We start from the raw sequence: 21396 nt of genomic DNA on the forward strand, positions 1-21396 counted from the left end.
GCAGCAGCCTGCCTGGTATAAATAAGCAAAACGGGACATATGGACAATCTTCACCTTCCCCAAGCCACGTCGCCTTTGGCCACGTGGCTTTATTATCTTGAGCACCTGCATACTCAGGCCATTGAACTGGGTCTGGACCGTATTCGTCAGGTAGCGCTTCGTCTCGACCTGCTGAAACCCGCTCCTTTTGTCTTTACCGTGGCCGGTACTAATGGCAAAGGCACCACCTGTCGCACCCTGGAAACGCTGCTGATCGCCGCGGGTTACCGCGTTGGCGTGTACAGCTCACCGCATCTGGTGCGCTATACCGAGCGCGTTCGGGTTCAGGGAGAGGAGCTGAGTGAAGCGCAGCACTGCGCCAGTTTTGCGGAGATTGAAGCCGGACGTGCAGATATTTCGCTGACCTATTTTGAATTTGGCACGCTCTCTGCGTTGAATCTGTTCCGCCAGGCGCAGCTGGATGTCGTGATCCTCGAAGTCGGCCTCGGCGGACGGCTGGATGCGACAAACATCGTGGATGCCGATGTCGCGGTGGTCACCAGCATTGCACTCGATCACACCGACTGGCTTGGCCCGGATCGCGAAAGCATCGGGCGTGAAAAAGCCGGTGTGTTCCGGGCGGGGAAACCTGCGGTAGTGGGTGAACCGGATATGCCGCAGAGTATTGCCGTGGTCGCACAGGAAAAAGGTGCGCAGCTGTTGCAGCGCAACCGTGACTGGTCGTGGCATGCGCAGGCAGAAAGCTGGTCACTGTGTGATGCGACGGGTGAGCTGAACGATCTGCCGCTGCCGCAGGTGCCGCTGCCTAACGCGGCGACCGCACTGGTGGCGCTGCGGGTCTCCGGGCTTGAGGTCAGTGAGGCGCAGATTCGCGCCAGCCTGCCGCTGGCGATGCTGCCAGGCCGTTTTCAGACCCTCAGCGAATCACCGCGCGTTATTCTGGATGTCGCCCATAACCCGCATGCGGCAGCATATCTGGCGTCGCGGCTGGCTGCACTGCCGAAACGCGGCAAAGTGCATGCCGTGGTGGGCATGCTGCATGATAAAGATATCGCCGGAACGCTGGCGGCGCTGGCACCGGTGGTCGATGCCTGGTACTGCGCGCCCCTCGAGGGTCCGCGCGGCGCCAGTGCTGAGCAACTGCTGAACAACCTGCCGCAGGGCGAGGCTTTTAGTTCGGTTGAGCTCGCCTGGCAGCAGGCACGCCAGCGGGCAGCGCCGCAGGACATTGTGCTGGTCTGTGGTTCATTCCACACCGTTGCACAGGTCATGGAATCGATTGAAACGGAGAAAGGACGTGGCAAGTAAGTTTCAGAACCGTTTAGTCGGCACCGTTATTCTGGTCGCCGTTGGCGTGATTGTGCTGCCAGGGCTGCTGGATGGTCAGAAAAAGCATTACAAAGAGGAGTTCGCCGCCATTCCGCTGGTGCCGAAACCTGACGATCAGCAGGACAGCGAAATGGTGCCGCCGGTAACCCAGTCGCTGCCGGCACAGCCGCCGGAAGGCGCGGGCAATGCGGTCAGCAGCAGCAATGGCAATGGCAACGGTAAAACCAACGCTACGGCAGAGCAGGGTCGGACTCAACCGGAAGACGAGAGCGATCCGGTAGTGGTCTCGCCGCCGCCGGTCCATCAGTCTGTGCCCGCACAGACGGTGACGAAGCCGAAGGTCGTTGAGCAGCAGAAACCGAAAGTAACAGAGCAGCCTAAGCAGAAGCCGGTCGAACAGCAGAAGCCAAAAGTCGTGGAGCAGCCTAAACCTAAACCGGTTGAACAGCCTAAAGTGGTCGAACAGCCGAAGCAGGAAGAGCCGCCGAAAACGGCAGAGACGACAGCGCCGGCAGGGCAGGCTTATGTGGTGCAGTTAGGTGCGCTGAAAAACGCCAGCAAAGTGAATGAGATTGTCGCGCAGCTGCGGCTGTCGGGCTATCGCGCCTTTACCGTGCCTTCAACGCCGGTACAGGGTCAGATCACCCGCATTTACGTTGGGCCTGATGCGTCGAAAGCCAAAATGCAGAGTGCGGTTGGCGAGCTGAAAAGTATCTCAGGACTGGGCGGTGTCGTGAAACCATACAGCGCCCGCTAAAACGGGCGATTGGCGCTGCCGATAGCAGTAACAGGCAGCGTCTTTTACCCCTCAGACAGCGCGCTTAATGCGCGCTGCCGCGAAAAAAATTGACGATTTTCAACGGCCTGTCCGGCTGAGAATTACCCGGGCGATAGCGTTTTTTTTCATCGCCTTTTTTATGGATGCAGAAAAAGAAAACCGCTACGCAAACGTTTTCTTTTTCTGTTAGAATGCGCCCCGAACTGGATGCAGGGGTGCAATTGCACTGGCGCTGGAAGAGTTCATGATCTGGATTGATTACGTCATTATTGCGGTAGTTGGTTTTTCGGCTCTGGTCAGCCTGGTCCGTGGGTTTGTCCGTGAAGCCTTATCTCTTGTTACCTGGGGATGCGCGTTTTTTGTCGCCAGTCATTACTACGCCTACCTTGCAGTCTGGTTTACAGGTTTTGACGACGAACTGGTTCGTAACGGTATCGCCATCGGTGTGCTGTTTGTGGCGACCCTGATTGTGGGGGCCATTGTGAACTACGTTATCGGCACGCTGGTGGAAAAAACCGGCCTGTCGGGAACCGACCGGGTGTTGGGCGTCTGTTTCGGGGCATTGCGTGGTGTGCTGATCGTAGCCGCTTTGCTGTTCTTCCTCGATACATTCACTGGCTTTTCCAAAAGTCCGGACTGGCAACAGTCTCAACTCATTCCCGAGTTCAGTTATATAATCAGGTGGTTTTTTGATTACCTGAAAAGCACGTCGAGTTTTTTACCCCGGTGATGTGACCGGGAGTGCGGCTTAATGAGGAAATGACAACATGTGCGGTATTGTCGGTATCACCGGTTTCATGCCGGTCAACCAGTCGATCTATGACGCGTTAACGGTGCTCCAGCACCGCGGGCAGGATGCCGCAGGCATTTGTACTATCGATGCGCTGAAATGTTTTCGCCTGCGAAAGGCAAACGGCCTGGTCAGCGACGTTTTCGAAGCACGCCACATGCAGCGTCTGCAGGGCAATATGGGGATCGGTCACGCGCGTTATCCAACCGCGGGAAGCTCCAGTGCCTCTGAAGCGCAGCCATTCTATGTAAACTCCCCGTATGGCATCACCCTGGCGCACAACGGTAACCTGACCAACGCCCATGTGCTGCGTAAGCACCTGTTTGAAAAGGGCCGCCGTCACGTTAATACCACCTCAGATTCTGAAATCCTGCTGAACATCTTTGCGCAGGAGTTAGATCGTTTCCAAAACGATCCGCTGACAGCCGACAACATCTTTGCTGCGGTTGCTGCCGTGCATCAGCAGGTGCGCGGAGCCTATGCGGTAGTGTCGATGATTATCGGCCACGGCATGGTCGCCTTCCGTGATCCTAACGGTATCCGTCCGCTGGTGCTGGGCAAGCGCGTTATCGCTGATGGCCGCACCGAATATATGGTCGCCTCCGAGAGCGTGGCGCTGGATACGCTGGGCTTTGAGTTCATCCGTGACGTTGCACCGGGTGAAGCGGTTTATGTGACTGAGGTGGGCCAGCTGTCTACCCGCCAGTGCGCTGAAAATCCGAAAAGCAATCCGTGCCTGTTCGAGTATGTCTATTTTGCACGTCCCGACTCCTTCCTCGACAAAATCTCGGTCTACAGCGCCCGTGTCCGTATGGGTACCAAGCTGGGTGAGAAAATTGCGCGCGAGTGGGAAGATCTCGATATCGACGTCGTGATTCCGATTCCTGAAACCTCCACCGATATCGCGCTGGAAATTGCACGTATTCTCGACAAACCCTATCGCCAGGGCTTCGTGAAGAACCGGTACGTTGGCCGTACTTTTATCATGCCGGGCCAGCAGTTACGCCGCAGCGCGGTGCGCCGCAAGCTCAACGCTAACCGCGCCGAATTCCGTGATAAAAATGTGCTGCTGGTGGATGACTCTATTGTTCGCGGTACCACCTCAGAGCAGATCATTGAGATGGCGCGTGAAGCGGGCGCAAAAAGGGTTTATCTGGCGTCAGCGGCGCCGGAAATTCGTTTCCCGAACGTCTACGGTATCGATATGCCCAGCGCCACGGAACTGATTGCGCATGGCCGTGAAGTGGAAGAGATTCGCCAGCTGATTAAAGCCGATGCGCTGATCTTCCAGGATCTGGACGATCTGATCGAAGCGGTTCGCGAAGAGAATCCGGACATTGCACAATTTGAGTGCTCGGTGTTCAACGGCATTTACGTGACGAAAGATGTCGATCAGCAATATCTGGAGTATCTCGAGTCGCTGCGTAATGATGATGCCAAAGCGCTTCAGCGGCAGAACGAAGTCGAAAACCTCGAGCTGCACAACGAAGGCTGATACCTTCAGCTGGCGGGCAGCATAAAACAGGGCGGGAGCAATCCCGCCCTGTTTGTTTTCAGAAACCCGCAGGCCGCGTATGATGGCCCATTGGCTGACATAAGGTTGGAATATGAAACGACTCATCATTGGCATCTCTGGCGCAAGCGGGGTGATCTATGGCGTGCGCATGCTGCAGGTGTTGCAGCAGGTGGAAGAAGTAGAAACGCATCTGGTTATGAGTCAGGCGGCGCGTCAGACGCTGGGACTGGAGAGCGATTATTCGCTGCGTGACGTGCAGGCGCTGGCCGATGTGGTGCATGACGTGCGCGATATTGCAGCAAATATCTCATCTGGATCGTTTAAAACGCTGGGCATGGCGATTTTACCCTGCTCAATGAAAACGCTCTCTGGCATCGTCCACAGTTACAGTGACTCGTTGCTGACCCGTGCGGCTGACGTGGTGTTAAAAGAGCAGCGTAAGCTGGTGCTGTGCGTGCGCGAAACCCCGCTGCATGTTGGGCATCTGCGAATGATGACCACCGCCGCAGAGCTGGGTGCCATTATCATGCCACCCGTGCCGGCATTCTATCATCGGCCTGAAACGATCGATCAGCTGATCGATCAGACCGTTAACCGGGTGATCGACCAGTTTGATATCGAATTATCGGAAGATCTCTTCACGCGCTGGCAGGGTGCATAAAGTTCCGCTGGCGCACTTATTTAGTGCATAAGCGCGCCTCGGATCACTCTTCGTGCATTTGACGCACCAAAAGTTAACAACGTCGCTTTTTCTCTTTTACTTCACTGCTATATTCCCCTCACAAACACAGCGTTTTCGCCTGTCTGACATCACGCTAACAGCGTGGTTAACTTGCAGAACTGGCATGAAACATGCAAATTACTTTGCGCAAACACATCACGAACCACATAACAAAAAGCACTTCACTTGAGGGTAATCTATGAAAAAGCGTGTTCTGGCTCTTTCCCTGATGCTGGGCTTATCCAGTGCTGCCAGCGTCTTCGCGGCGGTTCCGGGTTCAATCCGTATCGGCACAGATCCAACTTACCCACCGTTTGAGTCGAAAAACGCGCAAGGCAAGTTAGTGGGCTTCGATATCGACCTCGCTAACGAAATCTGTAAACGTATTCATACCCAATGTACCTATGTAGAGAGCGACTTTGATGCGCTGATCCCTTCGCTGAAAGCGAAGAAAATTGATGCCATCATCTCCTCACTTTCCATCACAGCGAAACGTCAGGAAGAGATCGCCTTCTCGGAAAAACTCTACGCCGCTAACGCGCGTTTAGTCGCGCCGAAGGGATCGAAAATTGAGCCGACCATTGAGTCCCTGAAAGGCAAAAACATCGGTCTGCTGCAGGGCACCACCCAGGAAACTTACGCCAATCAGAACTGGCGGCCAAAAGGGGTGAACGTCACACCTTATGCAAACCAGGATCTGGTCTATCAGGATCTGAATGCCGGTCGTATTGATGCTGCCTTCCAGGATGAAGTGCAGGCCAGCGAAGGGTTCCTGAAGCAGCCGGTCGGTAAAAATTACGCCTTCGCCGGTCCGGCCGTGAAAGATGACAAGATTTTTGGCGTCGGTACCGGCATGGGACTGCGTAAAGATGACAGCGAACTGAAAGCCGCCATCGACAAAGCCTTTGCAGACATGCGTAAAGATGGCACCTACGACAAGATTGCGAAGAAATACTTCGATTTCAACGTGTACGGCGACTAACCATCCTGTCGCTTTACCCTCTGTGTCCGTTTTGCCGGGTCTGAGCCGGTTCTGCCAGGTGCAGAATCGGGTTCTTTTCCGCTAATAGCGGATGGCATCTGCAACAGAGAGGTAAAGCTAAACTGCCCGTCTCGCTTGCGGGCAGCGTTTCGTTTTCACCCCACGACAGGACCCTCTCGATGCTGTATGGCTATTCTGATGTAATTCTTCGGGGCACGCTGGTGACGCTGGAGCTGGCGCTCACTTCCGTCGTGCTGGCAGTGCTGCTGGGCCTGATTGGCGCAGGCGCGAAACTGTCGCGCAGCCGGCCACTGGCGATGATTTTTGAAGGCTACACCACGCTGATTCGTGGCGTGCCAGACCTTGTACTGATGCTGCTGATCTTCTACGGTCTGCAGATTGTCCTCAACCAGATAACCGATGCGCTGGGCATGGCGCAGTTTGATATCGACCCGATGGTCGCCGGTATCATCACGCTCGGCTTTATCTATGGTGCCTACTTCACCGAAACGTTCCGCGGCGCCTTTATGGCCGTGCCTCAGGGGCAGATTGAAGCAGCAACCGCGTTTGGCTTTACCGGCGCGCAGGTGTTCCGCCGCATTCTGTTTCCGGCCATGATGCGCTACGCGCTGCCAGGCATCGGCAACAACTGGCAGGTGATTCTGAAAGCCACCGCGCTGGTCTCGCTGCTGGGGCTGGAAGATGTGGTGAAGGCGACGCAGCTGGCAGGAAAAAGTACCTGGCAGCCGTTCTACTTCGCCATTGTGGCCGGTGTGATTTATCTGGTATTCACCACGCTGTCAAACGGTGTGCTGTGGTGGCTGAACCGGCGCTATACGGTGGGTGTGAAGAGGGCGAGTTATGATTGATATTATTCAGGAATACTGGAAATCGCTGCTCTGGACTGACGGTTATCGTTTTACCGGTGTAGCTATCACCCTGTGGCTGCTGATCCTCTCGGTCACCATTGGCGGATGTCTGGCAATCCTGCTGGCGATAGCGCGGGTTTCCCCTAACCGGTTTATCAGCTTTCCGGTCTGGCTCTTCACCTACGTCTTTCGCGGCACGCCGCTCTATGTGCAGCTGCTGGTGTTCTACTCCGGCATGTACACGCTGGAGATTGTGAAAGGCACTGAATTGCTGAATGCCTTTTTCCGCAGTGGTCTGAACTGTACGCTGCTCGCCTTCACCCTCAATACCTGCGCATACACCACGGAAATTTTTGCTGGTGCGATTCGCTCGGTGCCACACGGTGAAATTGAGGCGGCACGGGCATACGGCTTCTCCACCTTTAAACTCTATCGCTGCATTATCCTGCCATCGGCGCTGCGTACGGCACTGCCGGCCTACAGCAACGAAGTGATTCTGATGCTGCACTCCACGGCGCTGGCCTTCACCGCCACCGTGCCGGATCTGCTGAAAATCGCGCGGGATATTAACTCGGCGACCTATCAGCCGTTTACCGCCTTTGGTCTGGCGGCTGTGTTGTACCTGATTATCTCTTACGTGTTGATCAGCCTGTTCCGCCTGGCGGAACGTCGCTGGCTGGCCCACGTGAAACCCTCTTCATCGCATTGAGTAGAACTATGGCTGACAATAAATTAAGCGTCACCGAATTGCATAAGCGTTACGGTGAACATGAAGTGCTGAAAGGGGTCTCGTTAACTGCTAAAGCGGGCGATGTGATCAGTATCATTGGATCGTCCGGCTCAGGGAAAAGTACCTTTTTACGCTGCATCAACTTCCTCGAAAAACCGAGTGAAGGCAGCATCATGGTGAATAACCAACAAATCACCTTAGTCCGTGACAAAGATGGTCAGCTCAAAGTGGCTGACAAAGAGCAACTGCGCGCGTTACGTACCAGCCTGACCATGGTGTTCCAGCATTTTAATCTGTGGAGTCACATGACCGTACTGGAAAACGTGATGGAAGCCCCGATTCAGGTGCTGGGGCTGAGTAAAGCGGCGGCGCGTGAGCGTGCCATCAAATACCTCGATAAAGTCGGGATTGATGCGCGGGCGCAGGCAAAATATCCGGTTCATCTCTCCGGCGGTCAGCAGCAGCGTGTGTCGATTGCGCGCGCGCTGGCGATGGAGCCAGAGGTGTTGCTGTTTGACGAACCCACTTCGGCGCTTGATCCGGAGCTGGTCGGGGAAGTACTGCGTATCATGCAGAAGCTGGCTGAGGAGGGCAAAACCATGGTGGTCGTGACCCACGAGATGGAATTTGCCCGTCACGTCTCCAGTCATGTCATTTTCCTGCATCAGGGTAAAATCGAAGAGCAGGGACCGCCTGCGGAACTGTTCGGCAGCCCGAAAAGCCCACGTTTACAGCAGTTCCTCAAGGGATCGCTGAAGTAATCCCGCGCCCGCGCCCGCATCTCGCTGGCGCGGGCCAGGATTAATGCTTCACAACATCCTGCAACGCTTCCTGCAAATCGTACCAGCGGAAGCCAAAGCCTGAGGCTTCCAGCCGCTTTGGCAGCACATGCTGTCCTCCCAGCACCAGCACCGACGATTCGCCCATCATCAGTTTAATGGCGCTGGCAGGCGTGCGCATAAAGGCCGGACGATGCATCACCCGGCCCAGGGTGGCGGCAAACTGCTCGTTACGCACCGCGTAGGGAGCGACCATATTGAACGGACCCCGCAGATCGTCATGCTCCAGCAGCCAGATAATGGCGTTTAGCATGTCATCAATGTGAATCCACGGCATGTACTGTTTACCACTGCCAATCGGCCCGCCGATGCCGAGTTTAAAGGGCAGCTTCATTTTGCTGAGTGCGCCGCCCTCAGACGCCAGCACCACGCCGGTTCGCAGCAGGCAGACGCGGGTGCGTTCGCTTTCAGCCGCGAGCGCCAGCTGCTCCCAGCGGGCGCAGAGCTGATGAGTAAACTCATCCTGACCCTGATCCTCTTCAGTCAGCACCAGATCGCCGGTGTTGCCATAAAAGCCGGTTGCCGAACCTGAGATCAACACGGATGGTGGCGTGGCGCTGGCGTTGATCAGTGAGACAATCTGCTCGGTTATCTGCCAGCGGCTTTCACACAGCTGCTGTTTATGCGGCTCCGTCCAGCGTTTGTCGGCAATAGGTTCTCCCGCCAGATTAATGACCGCATCGATCGTATCCAGGTTCGACTGTTGCGCCAGCCCTGACCAGAGCGCGACCTCTTCGCCCAGTTTTTCACGCGCGCTGACCACGTCACGCGTCACCACACTGATCTGATGCCCCAGCTGTTGCAGGCGCGGAATCAGGTGACGGCCAATCAGTCCCGTGCCACCGGTAATAAGAATGTGCATGTTGCGGCTCCCTTGATGTTTTAGTTATTTGCATCTTTCAGCATAGAAGAGTCGAGCCACTCTATCGTGAGTCGCGTCGCGCTTTCTTATTCCGGAGGCAGAGATCGGATCAGCTCAGCGTTGCCTTCCCAAATAAAAATCGGTAAACATGATGCAACCCTGACAGCCAATTGAGGTAACCGATGAATTATCCGTCCATCACCCTGTGGTCAGATTCATCATTTTTCAGTCCTTACGCCATGTCGGCCTATGTTGCTCTTACCGAAAAAGGGATCCCTTTCCAGCTGAAGCGCGTCGATTTGTCGCAGAATCAGCAATACGCCGCGGCTTACCGCGAGCTGTCGCTGACCTGCCGGGTCCCGACCCTGCAGATTGATGCGTTCCTGTTAAGCGAATCCTCGGCGATTACCGAATATCTTGAAGAGCGCTTTCCGGCGCCCGAATTTGAGCGCCTCTATCCCCGCGACCGCGAGAAGCGTGCCCGCGCCAGAGAGATCCAGGCCTGGCTGCGCAGTGACTTCCTGTGGATACGTCAGGAGCGTCCCACAGAAGTGCTGTTTGCCGGTGAGCGCTTTGCGCCGCTGACCGCATCAGCGCAGCAGGCGGTGGATAAACTGGTTATGGCCGTCGATCGCCTGCTGCCGGACGGGCAACAGAACCTGTTTGGCGAGTGGTCAATTGCGGATACCGATCTGGCGGTGATGCTTAACCGGCTGGTATTGCATGGCGATCCTTTGCCCGCGCGTCTGCGGGATTATGCTGAGTTTCAGTGGCAGCGAGCCTCAGTACAGCTGTGGTTAGCAGAAAGTGGTAAAAATCGGTAACAGCCAGGGCTTGCTCAGGCTGCCGGAAGTGATTACCTTACGCCACATAAAAATAAAGACGTGGCAAACTGCGTACCCAAGTGTACGCCAAACAGGAAAGGGTTACGGATGGTGGATCAAACTGCGGGTGACGGCATCGAGTGGGTCGATATCGTAAACGAAGAGAATGAAGTTGTTGCTCAGGCAACACGTGCGCAGATGCGCGCTGAGTGCCTGCGTCACCGCGCTACCTATATTGTGGTTCATGACGGTATGGGCAAGATTCTGGTGCAGCGTCGTACTGAGATAAAAGATTTTATGCCGGGCAAACTGGACGCAACCGCAGGCGGCGTGGTGCAGAGCGGTGAAGATATGCTGGAGTCTGCGCGACGTGAAGCGGAAGAGGAGTTAGGGATTGCCGCGGTGCCGTTTGCTGAGCATGGCAAATTCTACTTCGAAGATCAGCACTGTCGCGTCTGGGGCGGACTGTTCAGTTGTGTGTCACACGGGCCATTCGCCATGCAGGAATCGGAAGTCGATGAGATTATCTGGATGACGCCCGATGAGATCACCGCACGTTGTGATGAGTTCACTGATGATTCGCTTAAAGCGCTCTCTCTGTGGATGAGCCGCAACGGCGATAACCGGGCCTGAAAGCGGGCGCTTTAACGCGTCTCAGCGATCCGCATTAAAGCCTCCGGCTCTGTTACCGGCGAAAAAAAGGCATGCCCTGGGGCATGCCTTTTGCGTTCTTACCTGACGCTTAGCCTTGTTCAGCCTGCTGAGACTGAATGGCGGTTAAGGCGATGGTATAAACGATGTCATCAACCAGCGCACCGCGCGACAGGTCGTTAACCGGCTTACGCATACCCTGCAGCATCGGCCCGATTGAGATCAGATCGGCTGAACGCTGTACCGCTTTATACGTGGTGTTACCGGTGTTCAGATCCGGGAAGATAAAGACGGTGGCGCGACCGGCAACCTGTGAATCTGGCGCTTTCGACTTCGCCACATCTTCCATGATCGCGGCGTCATACTGCAGCGGACCATCAATGACCAGATCAGGACGTTTTTCCTGCGCGATACGCGTTGCTTCACGCACTTTTTCAACGTCGCTGCCTGCACCTGACGTGCCGGTAGAGTAGGAGATCATCGCAACACGTGGATCGATACCAAAGGCTTTAGCAGAGTCGGCTGACTGAATAGCGATCTCAGCCAGCTGCTCAGCGGTGGGATCCGGGTTAATCGCGCAGTCACCGTAAACCAGCACCTGCTCCGGCAGCAGCATAAAGAACACCGATGAAACCAGTGAGCTGTTAGGTGCAGTTTTGATCAGCTGCAGAGGCGGACGAATGGTGTTGGCGGTGGTGTGAACCGCACCTGAAACCAGGCCATCCACTTCGCCGCTCTCCAGCATCATGGTGCCCAGCACCACGTTATCTTCCAGTTGTTCCTGGGCGACCACTTCGGTCATCCCTTTGCTCTTACGCAGCTCAACCAGACGCGGCACGTAGTTTTCACGCACCTGTTCCGGATCAACAATCTCAACCCCTTTGCCCAGTTCGACACCCTGAGCCGCAGCAACACGCTGAATCTCATCCGGGTTGCCTAACAGTACGCAGGTGGCGATACCGCGTTCAGCACAGATAGCGGCCGCTTTAACCGTACGCGGCTCGTCACCCTCTGGCAGCACGACGCGTTTGCCCGCTTTGCGCGCCAGCTCAGTCAGCTGATAGCGGAAGGCCGGTGGCGACAGGCGACGGCTGCGCTCTGACGTGGCGGTCAGTGACTCAATCCAGTCAGCATTAATGTAGCTGGCAACATATTCCTGCACTTTCTCGATGCGCTGCGTATCGTCAGCGGGCACTTCAAGATTAAAGCTCTGCAGGCTCAGAGAGGTCTGCCAGGTATTGGTTTTCACCATAAACACCGGCAGGCCGGTCTGGAAGGCACGGTCACAGAGGCGCGCGATACGATCGTCAATCTCGTAGTTACCGGTCAGCAGGATAGCGCCAATCTCAATGCCGTTCATGGCGGCCAGACAGGCGGCGACCAGTACATCCGGGCGGTCTGCGGAAGTCACCAGCAGTGAGCCTGGACGGAAATGCTCCAGCATGTGCGGGATACTACGGGCGCAGAAGGTGACCGATTTAACCCGGCGGGTCTGAATCTCACCTTCGTTGATGATGCGCGCATCCAGGTGGCGGCACATATCGATTGCGCGGGTGGCGATCAGATCAAAGCTCCACGGCACGCAGCCCAGCACCGGCAGCGGGCTGTCTGAGAAGAGCTGCTTAGGATCGATATTGGCGATGCTGGCTTTTGACGAGTCATCAAAAATTTCTGACAGATCAGGGCGGGTACGCCCCTGATCATCGACCGGCGCGTTGAGTTTATTGATGATCACGCCAGTGATATTTTTATTCTTCTGACCGCCGAAGCTGCTCTGCGTCAGTTCAATGCGCTCTTTCAGCTGTGCCGGAGAGTCATTGCCCAGCGCCATCACGAAGACGATTTCCGCATTCAGGGTTTTCGCGATTTCATAGTTCAGCGCGTTGGCGAACTGATGCTTACGGGTAGGGACCAGACCTTCAACCAGCACTACTTCCGCATTCTGCGTGTTGGCATGGTAACGGGAGATGATCTCTTCCATCAGCACATCCTGCTGGTTCGATCCCAGCAGTGATTCAACACGTGACATCTGCAGCGGTTCAGCGGCAGGAATCGAAGAGTTCTTACGGATAATAGTGGTGGTTTGATCCGGCGTATCGCCGCCGGTACGCGGCTGAGCAATCGGCTTAAAGACGCTGAGCCGAACGCCTTTGCGCTCCATGGCGCGGATAACGCCGAGGCTGACGCTGGTCAGGCCGACGCTGGTGCCGGTCGGAATGAGCATAATTGTACGTGACACGTTTGAACCTCTCAGTAATGGCAGGGTGTCAAAAACAACTCCGTCAGCCTGAGCTGACGGAGAGAAGTGTTTACGCAGTCAGACGCGCGGCGTCCTGGGCGATGACCAGCTCTTCGTTGGTCGGGATCACCAGCGCCGGGCGGGTGCCTTCTTTATTGATGTAACCAGACTTGCCGAAACGGGCCGCCAGGTTGCGATCGTGATCGACGTCAAAGCCCAGCAGTGCCAGTTTTTTCAGTGAGAGTTCACGAACCATCGCGGCGTTTTCACCGATGCCGCCAGTAAATACCACGGCGTCCAGGCGGCCATCCATCAGCGCAGTGTAGCTGCCGATATATTTCGCCAGGCGATGACAGAAGACATCCATTGCGCGCTTCGCATCTTCTTTGGTGGTGTAGTTATCTTCCACGTAGCGGCAGTCGCTGGTGACTTCAGTCAGACCTAACAGGCCAGACTCTTTGGTCAGCAGTTTATTGATGGCATCGACGCTCATACCCAGCGTATCGTGCAGGAAGAAGATAATTGCCGGGTCGATGTCGCCACTGCGGGTACCCATCACCAGGCCTTCCAGTGGGGTCAGGCCCATTGAGGTGTCCACACACTCGCCGTTGCGAATGGCAGAGACAGAACCGCCGTTACCGAGGTGGCAGGTAATAATATTCAGTGACTCAAGCGGCTTGTTGAGCATTTTGGCCGCTTCATGGGTCACATAGAAGTGGCTGGTACCATGCGCGCCATAGCGACGAACGCCATGCTCTTTATACAATTTGTACGGCAGCGCATAGAGATAAGACTCTTCCGGCATTGTCTGATGGAAAGCGGTGTCAAATACCGCGACATTCTTATCTGACAGGTGCGGGAAGTTTTTCATCGCTTCATCAATACCGATCAGATGAGCCGGATTGTGCAGCGGTGCAAAAGAAGAGGCGTCTTTGATGCCCTGTACCACTTCTTCAGTGATGATGACTGACTGAGTCAGCTTCTCGCCGCCATGAACGATACGATGGCCGATTGCAGCAATTTGTGCCGAAAGCTCAGGTTTTTGTGCCAGAATGGTTTTAACGATAAAGTTCAGCGCTTCACTATGCGCTGCGCCAGCACCCAGAGGCGCTTCCTGTTTTTCGCCTTCCAGCTTCCATTTGATGCGGGCTTCAGGAAGGTGGAAACATTCCGCCAGGCCAGACAGGAATTCTTCACCGCTGGCAGGGTTGAGGATGGCAAACTTAAGGGAAGAGCTGCCACAGTTCAGAACCAGAACTAACTTACTCGACATGGAAGTACCTATTTTTTGAGAGTGGCTAAATAAAACGCAATCAGACTAACAGCGTAGCCCATGAAAGCTGGTAGATTAATGACAAACATCATGCGGTAGACAGAATTCTGCATTTCCGCAAAAAATTTCGGCAATCTTACGCGAAAATTTGAAGATTGCCTCGTCTGAACCTGGCTCAGGCCTCTTCCCAAAAGCGCAATCCGCTTCCGGAAAGGGGGTAAAACGGCGTCAGAATAGCTGGAGTCACCTTTAAAGACAAAAATAATTGAAGGATGTCACGTAAAGTTGTGTAGTTATAACTATTTTTTAATTTTTACAGCATTAGTTGAGGTGAGCCATGGCGAATGAATCTGGCAGTACCAATTGGTTTCGGATGTTTCAGCGCGGCCAACACTATATGAAGACCTGGCCGGCTGATAAGCGCCTGGCACCCATGTTCCCGGAAAACCGTGTTTCATCGGCAACGCGTTTTGCTATTCGCTTTATGCCACCTTTGGCGATTTTTACGCTGACCTGGCAGATCGCGATGGGCGGTCAGTTAGGCCCGGCCGTGGCGACCGCGCTGTTTGCCTGTACCCTGCCGATGCAGGGATTATGGTGGCTGGGAAAGCGTTCTGTGACGCCGCTGCCGCCGACGCTGCTTAACTGGTTTCATGAAGTTCGTGCCCGGCTGGAAGAAGCGGGGCAGGCGACAGCGCCAGTAGAAGGCAAGCCGACCTATCAGGCGCTGGCCGATCTGCTAAAGCGGGCGTTCAAACAACTCGACCGCACTTTCCTCGACGATCTCTGACCCATCCCAGGCTGGCGGTAAAATATTTACCGCTAACCTGCGGCCAAATCAAAGAATGGTGATACGGCGATTTCCGTGTCGCTAACGCTGTGCAATGATTTCTCCATTGTCGATTAACTGAGCGGTCTCTGACCGGGAGTAAATGATGGAAATGACCCATGCGCAGCGTTTGATTCTCACTAATCAGTACAAAATGATGGCCATGCTTGAGCCGGAAAATGCGGAGCGTTTTCGCCGTTACCAGACCATCATCGAACGCGGTTATGCGCTGCAGATGCGGGAGCTGGACAAAGAGTTTGGCGAACTCAGCGAAGCGATCTGCCGGACGGTGATCGATATTATGGAAATGCATCACGCTCTCCACGTCTCCTGGTCGAACCTTAAAGAGAAAGGTGAGCTTGAAGAGCGCCGTCTGGCCTTTCTGGGCTTCGATGCGGCAACGGAAGCGCGCCTGCTGGGTTATGTCCGTTTTATGGTCAATACAGAAGGGCGCTATACCCACTTCGATTCCGGCACCCATGGTTTTAATGCGCAGACCCCGATGTGGGAAAAGTATCAACGGATGTTAGCTTTGTGGCAGACTTGTCCGCGCCAGTACCATTTAAGTGCAAACGAAATTGCGCAAGTGATTAATGCCTGATGAGGAGGAGCGCGTGACCTACAGAGGTTTTCTATTTGATTTAGACGGCACGCTGGTGGATTCACTGCCAGCAGTTGAACGAGCCTGGAGCCAGTGGGGTGCCCGTCATGGCATCGCGGCTGATGAGATTCTGGATTTCATTCATGGCAAACAGGCGATCACCTCTCTGCGTCATTTCATGGCAGGCCAGTCGGAAGAGGCTATTCAGGCGGAGTTTGTTGCGCTGGAGCAGGCTGAAGCGGCGGACACCGACGGTGTGCAGGCGCTGCCAGGGGCCAACGCGTTGCTGAACCGGCTGAACGAACTGCAGATTCCCTGGGCGATTGTCACTTCCGGTTCAGTGCCGGTCGCACATGCACGTCATAAAGCCGCAGGCTTACCGAAGCCTGCCGTGTTTATTACCGCTGAACAGGTGGCTAAGGGCAAACCGGAGCCCGATCCCTACCTGCTTGGCGCGGAGAAGCTGGGATTAGCGGCGACATCGTGCGTGGTTGCAGAAGATGCACCTGCCGGAATCTTATCCGGCCTGAATGCTGGCTGTGCGGTGATTGCCATCAATGCGCCGGCAGAGACACCCCGGCTGGATGAGGTAGCGCTTCAGCTCGACTCACTGGCGTCACTGGTGATAACCCGCGAGTCTGACGGCAGCTTTACCTTCCGTCAGCAGGCTTAAGGGCTGGCCCGGCGGCCAGACCGCCGGGCTTAGAGTGGCGTATCCTGCGAGATTTCATCCAGTGACAGGCTGAAGCTCGGAATAAACACCTCAACGAAGTAATCCATCTCCGGCGAACGCCGAAGTGCCAGGGTCTTTTCCAGCCGCGCTTTGGCCAGTAAAAATTCGTTGTTCCCGGCAGACAACTCCTCAAGACATTTTACATATGCACAGAGCGCATCCGCCTGTTTTACAACAGCCTGCTCCTCTTCGCTGTGCAGATGCTCATCGATCAGCGGGCGATAGATCGCCTGAAACTCTTCAGGCAGCATCTCAATCAGCTTCTGCTGAGCAATCTTCTCGATTTTCTTATATTCGTGGGCGATCTGCGCGTTGTAATACTTTACCGGAGTCGGTAAATCGCCGGTGAGCACTTCACTGGCATCGTGGTAAAGCGCCAGCATGGCAATGTGATCGGCATTAAGCGACCCGTTGAATTTAAGGTTTTTGATCACGGCCAGGGCATGCGCCACCATAGCGACCTGCAGACTGTGTTCGGAGACATTTTCGGTGCGCACATTGCGCATCAGCGGCCAGCGATTGATCAGCTTAAGACGGGAGAGATGAGCAAAGAAGTGGCTTTGTGTCATGAGCGTTCCTGTTGGCTGGCGGGGGAGAGACAGGCTCTGGCTCTCCCCAAATAGCGTCAGTATACGCGGGCCTGATTATTGACGATAGCCTTGCAGGAAGCGGCCAAATTTATTGATCGCCATCTCAAGATCATCCACACGTGGCAGCGTAACAATGCGCAGGTGATCGGGCCAAGGCCAGTTAAAGGCACTGCCCTGAACCAGTAGCACCTTCTCCTGTAACAGAAAATCCAGCACCATCTTCTGATCGTCGAAAATGTTGAATTTTTTGGCATCGATTTTCGGGAACATATAAAGCGCGCCCTGCGGCTTCACACAGCTGACGCCTGGGATATCATTAATCAACTCCCAGGCGCGCTGCCGCTGCTCGTAGAGACGACCACCCGGCATGATAAATTCGCTAATGCTCTGGTAGCCGCCCAGCGCCGTCTGAATCGCATGCTGCGCCGGTACGTTGGCACACAGGCGCATCGAGGCGAGCATCTCCAGTCCTTCTATATAGCCTTTAGCATGTTTCTTTGGCCCGTTCAGTACCATCCAGCCCTGACGGAAACCGGCAACGCGATAGGTTTTAGAAAGGCCATTAAAGGTAACAGTCAGCAGATCGGGTGCCAGCGCTGCGATGCAGTGATGCTGTGCATCGTCATAGAGGATCTTGTCGTAGATCTCATCGGCGAAAATAATCAGGTTATGCTGACGCGCAATTTCAACCACCTCTAACAGCAGCTCTTTGCTGTAGACCGCGCCAGTGGGGTTATTCGGGTTGATAATCACGATGCCGCGGGTACGAGGCGTTATCTTGCTGCGGATATCATCGAGGTCAGGGAACCAGCCTGCTGATTCGTCACACAGATAATGCACCGCTTTACCGCTGGAGAGGGAAACCGCAGCCGTCCATAACGGATAGTCGGGGGCCGGCACCAGCATTTCGTCGCCGCTGTTCAGTAACGCCTGCATCGCCTGCACGATGAGTTCTGAAACACCGTTGCCAATGTAGATATCTTCTACGGTGACATCGCGCATGTCGCGCGCCTGGTAGTGCTGCATGATCGCTTTACGGGCGGAATAGAGACCCTTGGAGTCACAATAGCCCTGAGAGCTGGGAAGGTTACGAATAACATCGACCAGTATCTCATCCGGTGCTTCAAAACCAAACGGCGCCGGGTTGCCAATGTTCAGCTTCAGAACTTTGTTACCTTCTTCTTCGAGGCGCTTAGCCTCTTTCAGTACCGGGCCACGGATGTCATAGCAGACGTTATCGAGTTTTCCGGATTTATCAATTTGAAAAGTCATTGTTACCGCCTTAATGGGCAGAATCCTTTTGGCTGCCACAGAAATCCAACCAGCACAATGTACTCTCCTGACAGTCACAAAAGAAGGGCGCCGCCCCGTTTTGGCGGGTTCAACAACTTTTTGCCCGGTGCGCAGCGTAAAAAATATTTGTTGTCGCGTAAACTGGTTTATAAAACTATAAATTGGCATTAATGAAGGATTTTAACTTGTCCAAAGCGCTGCTGAACCGACATATGGCTTTAGCATCATGAACGCTATCTGGAAGTTATTGAAATGGAACTTTTCTTTGCACCTGAAATATACACTTAGAGAAATAGTTAAAGGATATTTTATAAATGTTCAAATTATGGACGATTTTATAACGTGCCTGAAGATTACGCCTTAACGCTGCTTAAGAGTGGCGTGTTTAAGGCCTTGTGTTCGCCGGAAAAGTGCCAAAAGCAGAGCTTCATATGGCACCTTTATTGCAGGATTGTGAGCCGTACTTAACACTTCCTCACTAAATTTCAGAACGCTGAAGGCTTAAAAAGTGATCAATAATGTGGCATAAGGGTCTGGAAATGCCTTTAGCACAAAATTTACAGCGCTTTTCACAAAATCATTTCCATTTTGAAGTCAAAAATGATTAAGTATAATTTATTATTTAGTGCACTTTGCCGCTTCGCTTTGATAGCCCGTAAAGTGCGCTTTCTATCCCACACGATTCTTTCTGGTGGGAATAAGACAACTACGCAGCTTCCTGCATTTGCGCACCCAGCGCCATCGGTTCAGAAGTTGTATCTGTCTTGAATAGCACTATGACCCTTCAGAGGAGTCAACAGTGCAGGATCCACATAAACTTTTTTTGTGTCAGTCTTCACACAGGACTGTCATTGAGCACCATTACTGCTTATCACTTTGATAAGCTTGTGATAACACCAGGGTAGTAGTTCGTAAAAATCTTATAAGTGAAGAAAAAACATGACTAATGCAAATCGTCCGATACTGAATCTCGACCTCGATCTGCTGAGAACCTTCGTTGCCGTTGCGGATTTGAATACCTTTGCAGCTGCTGCTGCAGCGGTCTGCAGAACCCAGTCAGCAGTCAGTCAGCAGATGCAGCGTCTGGAACAATTGGTAGGTAAAGAGCTGTTTGCCAGACATGGACGTAATAAGCTTCTGACAGAGCACGGTATCCAGCTTTTAGGCTATGCGAGAAAAATTCTTCGTTTTAACGACGAAGCCTGCACATCTCTGATGTACAGCAACATTCAGGGCGTGCTGACTATTGGCGCCTCTGATGACACCTCTGACACTATTCTGCCGTTCCTGCTAAACCGGGTGACCTCGGTTTATCCGAAACTGGCAATCGATGTGCGGGTTAAACGTAATCCATTTATGATGGAAATGCTCAATCAGGGTGAAGTGGACCTGGTTGTGACGACTTCCAGCCCGGGCAATTTTACCTATCAGGTACTGCGTACTTCACCTACCTTGTGGTACTGCGCAGCGGATTATATCTTCCAGCGTGGCGAAGCCATTCCACTGGTATTGCTGGATGAGCCAAGTCCTTATCGTGATATGGCTATCGATCATCTCAACGAAGCGGGCATCCCGTGGCGTATCTCTTATGTCGCTTCCACACTGGCTGCAGTACGCGCAGCGGTGAAAGCGGGACTGGGCGTGACGGCACGTCCGGTCGAGATGATGAGCCCGGAACTGCGTGTTATGGGTGCAGCTGAAGGACTGCCGGTACTGCCGGATACGCAATATCTGCTGTGCCGTAATCCTGACAGCGATAATGAACTGGCGCTGGCTATCTTCAATGCCATGCAGTCCACCAATGATCCTTATAACCTGAGCAATAATCCCGACGGTTCACTGTTGCTGGATGACGAAGAGTAATTTCGCTAACGTGTTGTACTCAATACCTGCGTGATTGCCTTAATAAACGCTTATAAATAAGCCTCTCCTTCCCTGAAAAGAACGAGAGGCTTTTTTGTGCCTGACCCTCGTCCGATGTTCCTTACTGCTCATCTGCCTCTCCTGACCCGACTAAAAAAGTTTCACCACCTGCTTAATTGAAACATCCAGACCAAAAAACCGAACGCTTTGTTCCGAATCACCGTTTCAGGTGGGGAAAATTAACGCATAAAGGGCAAAAGTGTGTTCTGGATCAAAAAAATAGCCCTGGAAAGGGGAGGGAAAATTCAGTGATACCTGTCAAAATATGTTTGTTAAATGCACGATCCATGCATGTGAATACCCGCTACACTAAAATTAACCCTACAGACTGAAGCGATTTAGCTGGAAAGCGGGGCATCATTTGTTAATAATATGATGCAGGTGTGAAATAATGTTTGGATACTTTTGTCAAAGTTGACAAAAGGTTATAGAAAGGAGTAAAAAACCCCATAAAATAGCTGCTTATTACGTAATAACAGCGACATTTGAAAGGTTTTTATCCTTCCCTTGAATCGATGTGGTCAGTTTGCTGCGGGAAACGCGTGCAGGATGCCAGCGCCACTTTTGATGAGTAAGCAATGAGTATGTCAACTACCACCGAAATCATCGCTCAGCACTGGGCGTTTATCGTATTTATCGTTATTGCCTTTGGCCTGTGTGCTTTCATGCTGACCGGAGGATGGCTGCTTGGCGGCAGAGCGCGCGCCCGCTACAAAGACACGCCATTCGAATCGGGCATTGAATCCGTTGGTGATACCCATATCCGCCTGTCGGCGAAATTTTATCTGGTTGCGATGTTTTTCGTCATCTTCGACGTCGAAGCCCTCTTTTTATACGCATGGGCGACTTCAATCCGTGAAAGCGGTTGGATCGGCTTTGTGGAAGCCGCAATTTTCATTTTGGTGCTCCTGGCGGGTCTGGTCTATCTGGTACGCATTGGCGCACTGGACTGGGCTCCAGCTCGCCGTCGCGTGGTGGTCAAAACCACTACGGTCAGCCACACCAATCCTCATAAGCAGTAAAA

21 protein-coding genes are annotated in these 21396 nt (G+C 53.8%); 16 read left to right on the forward strand and 5 right to left on the reverse strand.

Going from position 1 to position 21396, the window contains the following annotated elements:
* Positions 1–39 precede the first annotated feature (39 nt).
* From folC to hisP, 9 genes are all read left to right on the forward strand, one after another.
* Positions 40–1308, forward strand: coding sequence for a bifunctional tetrahydrofolate synthase/dihydrofolate synthase (gene folC / locus ACX8ZY_RS06675; protein WP_459260853.1), 1269 nt, complete (start codon positions 40–42; stop codon positions 1306–1308).
* Positions 1298–2086: a cell division protein DedD gene (gene dedD / locus ACX8ZY_RS06680; RefSeq protein WP_010671447.1), complete on the forward strand. Its 789-nt coding sequence runs from the start codon at positions 1298–1300 to the stop codon at positions 2084–2086. Before folC ends, dedD begins: the two co-directional genes overlap by 11 nt.
* Before the next feature lie 265 nt (positions 2087–2351).
* Positions 2352–2837, forward strand: a complete 486-nt coding sequence (cvpA, locus tag ACX8ZY_RS06685; protein WP_003854265.1) for a colicin V production protein — start codon at positions 2352–2354, stop codon at positions 2835–2837.
* A gap of 37 nt (positions 2838–2874) precedes the next feature.
* Positions 2875–4392, forward strand: coding sequence for an amidophosphoribosyltransferase (gene purF, locus ACX8ZY_RS06690; protein ID WP_421665301.1), 1518 nt, complete (start codon positions 2875–2877; stop codon positions 4390–4392).
* Between the two features lie 112 nt (positions 4393–4504).
* Positions 4505–5074 carry a UbiX family flavin prenyltransferase gene (locus ACX8ZY_RS06695; protein ID WP_010258003.1) on the forward strand — a complete coding sequence of 190 codons (570 nt, stop codon included), beginning with the start codon at positions 4505–4507 and terminating at the stop codon, positions 5072–5074.
* Positions 5075–5333: 259 nt separating this feature from the next.
* Complete coding sequence (gene argT / locus ACX8ZY_RS06700) at positions 5334–6116, forward strand: lysine/arginine/ornithine ABC transporter substrate-binding protein ArgT (RefSeq protein WP_010258004.1); 783 nt, start codon at positions 5334–5336, stop codon at positions 6114–6116.
* A 179-nt stretch (positions 6117–6295) separates the two neighbouring features.
* Complete coding sequence (locus tag ACX8ZY_RS06705) at positions 6296–6985, forward strand: histidine ABC transporter permease HisQ (protein WP_010258006.1); 690 nt, start codon at positions 6296–6298, stop codon at positions 6983–6985.
* Positions 6978–7694 carry an ABC transporter permease gene (locus ACX8ZY_RS06710; RefSeq protein WP_010258010.1) on the forward strand — a complete coding sequence of 239 codons (717 nt, stop codon included), beginning with the start codon at positions 6978–6980 and terminating at the stop codon, positions 7692–7694. Before ACX8ZY_RS06705 ends, ACX8ZY_RS06710 begins: the two co-directional genes overlap by 8 nt.
* 8 nt (positions 7695–7702) lie before the next feature.
* Positions 7703–8476: a histidine ABC transporter ATP-binding protein HisP gene (gene hisP, locus ACX8ZY_RS06715; RefSeq protein ID WP_010258014.1), complete on the forward strand. Its 774-nt coding sequence runs from the start codon at positions 7703–7705 to the stop codon at positions 8474–8476.
* A 40-nt stretch (positions 8477–8516) separates the two neighbouring features.
* On the opposite strand, the gene ACX8ZY_RS06720 is transcribed toward hisP, so the two are convergent.
* Entirely contained in the window at positions 8517–9416 is a 900-nt protein-coding gene (locus ACX8ZY_RS06720; protein WP_033767475.1) for a TIGR01777 family oxidoreductase, read from the reverse strand.
* 182 nt (positions 9417–9598) lie between these two features.
* Between ACX8ZY_RS06720 and yfcF the strand changes: the two genes are divergently transcribed.
* Positions 9599–10240, forward strand: coding sequence for a glutathione transferase (gene yfcF / locus ACX8ZY_RS06725; RefSeq protein WP_010258032.1), 642 nt, complete (start codon positions 9599–9601; stop codon positions 10238–10240).
* Between the two features lie 108 nt (positions 10241–10348).
* Positions 10349–10873 (forward strand): NUDIX hydrolase YfcD, encoded by a 525-nt coding sequence (gene yfcD, locus ACX8ZY_RS06730; RefSeq protein ID WP_010258035.1) that lies wholly within the window; start codon positions 10349–10351, stop codon positions 10871–10873.
* A 109-nt stretch (positions 10874–10982) separates the two neighbouring features.
* On the opposite strand, the gene pta is transcribed toward yfcD, so the two are convergent.
* On the reverse strand, positions 10983–13115 hold the full coding sequence (gene pta / locus ACX8ZY_RS06735) for a phosphate acetyltransferase (RefSeq protein ID WP_031292718.1): 2133 nt from the start codon (positions 13113–13115) through the stop codon (positions 10983–10985).
* Positions 13116–13200: 85 nt separating this feature from the next.
* Positions 13201–14403 carry an acetate kinase gene (gene ackA, locus ACX8ZY_RS06740; protein ID WP_010258040.1) on the reverse strand — a complete coding sequence of 401 codons (1203 nt, stop codon included), beginning with the start codon at positions 14401–14403 and terminating at the stop codon, positions 13201–13203.
* Positions 14404–14740: 337 nt separating this feature from the next.
* On the opposite strand from ackA, the gene yfbV reads away from it, so the two are divergent.
* From yfbV to ACX8ZY_RS06755, 3 genes are all read left to right on the forward strand, one after another.
* A complete protein-coding gene (gene yfbV, locus ACX8ZY_RS06745; protein WP_010258042.1) occupies positions 14741–15193 on the forward strand; it encodes a terminus macrodomain insulation protein YfbV in 453 nt (150 codons plus the stop codon).
* A 145-nt stretch (positions 15194–15338) separates the two neighbouring features.
* Positions 15339–15833 (forward strand): YfbU family protein, encoded by a 495-nt coding sequence (locus ACX8ZY_RS06750; RefSeq protein ID WP_010671451.1) that lies wholly within the window; start codon positions 15339–15341, stop codon positions 15831–15833.
* A 13-nt stretch (positions 15834–15846) separates the two neighbouring features.
* A complete protein-coding gene (locus ACX8ZY_RS06755) occupies positions 15847–16506 on the forward strand; it encodes a sugar phosphatase (protein WP_010258046.1) in 660 nt (219 codons plus the stop codon).
* A 29-nt stretch (positions 16507–16535) separates the two neighbouring features.
* Here the strand turns inward: ACX8ZY_RS06755 and yfbR are convergent, their stop codons facing one another.
* Together yfbR and ACX8ZY_RS06765 are read right to left on the reverse strand one after the other, a co-directional pair.
* Complete coding sequence (gene yfbR, locus ACX8ZY_RS06760; RefSeq protein ID WP_010258048.1) at positions 16536–17135, reverse strand: 5'-deoxynucleotidase; 600 nt, start codon at positions 17133–17135, stop codon at positions 16536–16538.
* Positions 17136–17210: 75 nt separating this feature from the next.
* Positions 17211–18428 (reverse strand): pyridoxal phosphate-dependent aminotransferase, encoded by a 1218-nt coding sequence (locus ACX8ZY_RS06765; protein WP_010258051.1) that lies wholly within the window; start codon positions 18426–18428, stop codon positions 17211–17213.
* Between the two features lie 960 nt (positions 18429–19388).
* On the opposite strand from ACX8ZY_RS06765, the gene lrhA reads away from it, so the two are divergent.
* Both lrhA and ACX8ZY_RS06775 read left to right on the forward strand, forming a co-directional pair.
* Complete coding sequence (gene lrhA / locus ACX8ZY_RS06770) at positions 19389–20312, forward strand: transcriptional regulator LrhA (protein WP_010258055.1); 924 nt, start codon at positions 19389–19391, stop codon at positions 20310–20312.
* A 638-nt stretch (positions 20313–20950) separates the two neighbouring features.
* A complete protein-coding gene (locus tag ACX8ZY_RS06775) occupies positions 20951–21394 on the forward strand; it encodes an NADH-quinone oxidoreductase subunit A (protein ID WP_010258058.1) in 444 nt (147 codons plus the stop codon).
* The last annotated feature ends 2 nt before the right edge of the window (positions 21395–21396 follow it).

It is taken from the genome of Pantoea sp. XAF26B01_ASV70 (assembly GCF_054512635.1).